The sequence below is a fragment of the Deltaproteobacteria bacterium genome (assembly GCA_020848745.1).
In the GTDB taxonomy this organism is placed as follows: Bacteria; Desulfobacterota; Binatia; order UTPRO1; family UTPRO1; genus UTPRO1.
The window spans coordinates 1-4,838 of the sequence record JADLHM010000051.1; the positions used below are offsets into that span (position 1 = coordinate 1).

A 4,838-nucleotide genomic window follows, 5' to 3' on the forward strand; every position below is an offset into this window, starting at 1 on the left:
GCCCGAGAGGCAGCGCTTGCCGCCGCACACGGTCGCGCCGACCAGCGTGCAGTCGGCGTTGTCGTCGCACGGCGTCGCGGCGGCGTTGTTGCACGTGTCGCAGAGGCACTTGTTGCCGGCCGAGTTCGTGCAGTTCGGGCTCGCGCCCGTCAGCGTCTTCGCGACCACATCGGTCTTGTTGCTGAGGTCGATCGGCAGCGTCGCGATGATGCCCGCCGGATTCGGCGGGCAATCGAGGCTGGTGCGGCCGAAGTCCGGACGCGCCGGCACGTCGCCGTTGGAGTCGCACGCCAGCCCGACGCGCGCGCCACCGTCGCAGGTGCCGCCAGCGGTCCCGTCGTTGAAGGCGCCGTCGCCGACGCACCGCGGACACGGGTTGTCGATGGCGATGCCGTTGTAGACCCGCGCCGTTAGGTTCGCGCTGGTCACGGCGTAGCCGGTCTCGACGTTCGCCGTTCCGCTCACGGCGCCGTTGAACTGGTTCACGACGCAGGTGGTGACGCCGCCGGCCGCGAGCGGCAGGGGCGCGCCGAAGTAGTACTGGCAGGTGCCGCCGCCGCCCGTGCAGGGCGCGTCGCTGGTGCACTGGATCGAGGTGTCGTTGGTGCAGCGCCGGGTCGCGAGCTCGCCGGCGTTGGCGTTCGGGTTCTCGACCGGGCCGCTCACGTTGCACGTGCCGCAGGGACGGTTCGGGCCGGTCGAGCAGCCGCTCAGCGTGATGGTCGTCTGGCCGTTGCTGATGATCGGCGCCCGGTGCGAGATGCCGGTCCAGCCGGTGTCGAGGATGCTCTCCGGCGCGTTCGGATCACCCGAGAAGGTCACCTTGCTCGGACACGCGCAATTGCACGCCGTGCACGTGAACGCGGAACCGCAGGTCGCCCAACCGGCCGACGGCGCCGAGGCGTCGCACGCCTCGCCTGGATCGTTCACGCCGTTGCCGCAGAGCGGTCCGGGCGTCGAGGTCGGGGTCGGGGTCGGGGACCCGACGCAGTCCGGGTTGCTCGGGTCGAGCGCGCAGGCCTGCGCCTGGATGTACGCGTTGGCCGCCGCCTGCAGCGAGGCGAGCGCCGCCAGGCCGGACGTCGTGCACGGAGGCTTGAGCTCGGCCTTGTTCACGCCGTTCTGGAACTTGACGGACACCTTGTCGGTGCAGCCGCCGATCGCGTTGTCGACGGTGCCGGTCTTGCCGGCCGCCTTCGCGTAGCAGCCCGTGATGCCGGCGACGTACTTGCCGACGAGCTTCTGCTTGGCCGAGTCGCACTTGGTCGCACCGGTGTCGCCGTCGCCGACCAGCGCATTGACGTTCGAGCCGAACGTCGCCGTATCGGCATCGCGCGCCGCACCGTCACCGGTCGTCAGGCAAGGGGGCTTGGCATCGAGCTTCCCGAAGGCGCTCACGGTCTTGGTGCTGGCCTTGCCGAGGCAGACGGGATCGACCGCGATGTTCTTCGAGGCCCCCTTCGAGTAGCACCCGGTATACGCAGCGGCGCCCTTCCCCAGGGTCTTCACCTTGCCCGACAGACACTTGTTGATGCTGAGCGTCGACAGATACGCGTGCGCCGCGGTCCCGTACGCGAGCGCGCCAGCGACGGCGGCCACGCCGAGAACGGCTTTCGGACCAAATCTCATGACTCTCCTCCTTAGCGACGGTTGACGGTGCGTGGATTTCCCCGATCGGCTCGGCCGTCGGACTCGATGTGCGCGCCGGTGAAGGCGACGTGGCGCCTCTGATCTTCTCTTCGCGTCTTCGTATCGTTTGGGACGCCGCCCTCGATGGCTTCGCAGCCCGGCACGAGCGACTGGCATGGTTATGCGCCCCCCGCTCCTTTGCTGTCAAATGTTTTCGCGCCCCTCCGGGCGGCCTACGCCGCAGCGTGTCACGGCGCGTGCCGTGGCAGTTGTCACCGCGTTCACCGCGCGCGGCGCTCATCGGCGCGCAGCGGCAATCTTGCGCTCCAGGAGCGCCCGCGCGGCGGCGTCCCCGGGCCCGGAAGGAACCGTCGCGAGCGTCGCCTCCACCCTATCCGCGACGCGGCGGAGCGCACCCGGGGTCGTGGATTCGAGCGCCTGGGTGAGGCTCTCGACGGCGGTCGCGGGGTCGGCCGCGGCGAGCGCCGCGCGCGCCCGCAGGACGTAGTCCTCCGGATCGACGCTGAGCGGCAGGACGAGATCCATGAGCGCGAGCGCTGCCACGGCGTCCTCCGGCGCCCCCGCCGCGACGCGCCACGCCGCACGGAGGCGGAGCGCGTCGCCGTAGGCGGCGTCGCCCGGGCGGGCGGTCGCGAGCCGCGCTTCGAGGGCGCCGAGCGCCGTCCAATCGCCAACCTGCTCGAGCGACCAGCCTTCGACCACCGCGCGCGCCGGATCGACGAGGCCCGCCGCGAGCGCCCGCGCATCCGCATCGCCGGCGACGACGCGCCGCCGCTCGGCGCGCAGGAGCGCGACCCGCGCCTCGTAGGCGGCGGGGTCGGCGGCGAGCGCGGCGCGGAGCGCGGCCCGGCCCTCGTCGGGCCGCTCGGTCGCGAGCGCGACGATGCCGCTCGCGGTGAGGCGCTCCACCGGATCGACGAGCGCCCGCACGATCCGCTCGGCCCGCGGAAAGTCCCAGTCCGCGAGCAACCGCCGCACCAGGTACAGCCGATCGAGCGCTCCGAGCGCGGCGGGCAATGGATCGAGGGGCCCGAGGATCTCGTCGGCGCCGCGATAGCCGAGCGGACGCGCGACGCGGATCGTGCGGGCTTCGAGGAGGTTCCGGTCGTCGGTCGTGAGCGGCGCGTTCGCCGCGAGCGCCCGCGCGCCCACCGTGTCCAGCCCGAAGGCGGCCGCCACGTCCTCCGGGACCTGGATGCCGGCGCGCGCGAGCTCGCGCGGCGCCGCGGCGAGCGCGCGCCCGGCGTTCGCCTCGACCGCCAGCGGCGCCGCCGACGCGAGGAAGAGCGCCGTACCGCGGAAGAACGGCCGATAGACGCGCACCTCGGGGAAGGTGTCGAGGAGGGTCGCGAGGAGCGTCGCGAAGAGCGGCTGGTCGACGAGGTCGAGGTCGATCCACTGCACGAAGACGCCGTCCGGCTCCAGGTGGTCGCGCACCACGCGGAAGAACTCGCGTGTATAAAGATGCGCCGCCCCCGCCGTCCACGGATGCGAGGGCTGCGAAACGACGACGTCGTAGCGCTTGGTCGTGAGGTTCAGGGCGCCGCGGGCGTCGTTGACGTGCAGGTGCAAGCCACCGAGCGCGAACGGATCGACGGCGCGCGCGGTCCGGAAGCGGCGGTTCGCCTCGATCACGCGCGGCTCGATCTCGATCAGGTCCACATCCGCCAGCGCGTCCGGCAGGGCCTCGAGCGCCGTGCCCGCCCCGAGGCCCACGATCAGCACGCGACGCGCGCCCGGACGCGCCGCGAACGGCAGCGCGCCGAGCCAGCGGTCGGGAATCGCCCGGCGATAGCGCCGGGGCGGCAGCATCACGCCCTCCGGAAGGCCGTTGGTGCGGAGCTTGTAGACCCCGCCCTCGCGGGCGACGGCGACGCCGGCGCTCCGGCCGACCGCGAAGAACTCCGGGGGCGCCGCCTCGCGCCCGATCGAGAGCGGCGACGTGCCGACCAGCGTCCAGGGCGTGGTCGGCGGCCACACGGCCAGGACCAGAAGCCCGACGAGCGACGCCATGCCGAGCAGAGGCGCGCGCGGTCGCGTCGCGAGCGCGACACACGCCCCCAACGTCAGGTTGAGCGCGACGGCTGCACCGACCAGGCCCGCGTACCCGAGGAGCGGCATCAGGACGAAGCCCGCCCCGAGCGCCCCGACGATCGCGCCGACCGTGTTCCAGGCATAGACCCGCGCACTGACCGGGGCCGCGTCGGCGCGGCCGCGGGCGAGCGCCCGCACCGCGAACGGAAACGTCGCGCCGATCGCGAGCGTCGATGGCAGCATCACGAGCGCCGCGAGCGCGACGTTGCCGGGTGCGGTCGGGTCGCGCCCGGCACCGAGCCGGAGCGCCAGCGCCGGGAGCACGTCCATCGCGCGGAAGGCCGCGAGCGAACCCGCCGCGATGCCGAGCTCGGCGAGCGCGAGACCGCGGAGCGCACGCCGGGCCGTCGTCGCCAAGCGCGCCGCCAGCGCGGCACCGAGCGCGATCCCGGTGAGGAAGGTCGCGAGCATGGTCGCGAACGCGTACGTCGAGCCGCCGAGGACGTGCCCGAGAAGCCGCGTCCAGAGAATCTCGTAGGCGAACGAGGTGACGCCGGACAGGAGGATGACGACGAGCACGATGCGCGTGCGGTCCGTTGGCGGCTCGGACACCGCTTCCGGGCTCGCGACCGGAGGACCCGCCGCGCGAGCCGTCGCGGCGGCGAGGACGAAGACGGCCGCGTTCGCGGCGGCGCCGGCCCACACCGTCCGCTCGAGCCCGAAGGTCGGGAGCAACGCGAAGGCCGCGACGATCGCGCCGCACACGGCTCCGGCCGTATTGAGCGCGTAGAGCGTGCCGATCCTCGCACCGAGCTCCGCATCGCTCGCGACCGTCGCACGCGCGAGCAGCGGCAGCGTCGCGCCCATGCACGCCGTCGGCACGAGGAGGATCACGAACGCCGCCACGAGGTGGAACGCCGCAAGCGCGCCGCTCCCCGTCGACGGCGGCGCCGCGCCGCTCCCGAAGAGCAGCGCGGCCACACCGGACGCGCCGCCGATGGCGAACGGCACGAGCAGCGCCGCGACGGCGATCGCGAGCTCCAGCGCCCCGTAGACGAGCAGCGGGCGGTCCAGACGGATCGCCACCCGCGAGGCCGCGGCCGCGCCGAGCGCGAGCCCGCCCATGTAGGCCGCGAGCACGGTCGCGACCGCGA

The 4,838-nt window shown here is 73.5% G+C and carries 2 protein-coding genes; both read right to left on the reverse strand.

Translation table 11 applies throughout. The features are described from left to right. A partial coding sequence (locus IT293_06705) for a hypothetical protein (GenBank protein ID MCC6764336.1) occupies window positions 1–1,629 on the reverse strand: 1,629 nt, incomplete at its 3' end. Between the two features lie 297 nt (window positions 1,630–1,926). Next, window positions 1,927–4,838 (reverse strand): fused MFS/spermidine synthase (locus IT293_06710; GenBank protein ID MCC6764337.1); only part of this gene is annotated, 2,912 nt, incomplete at its 5' end.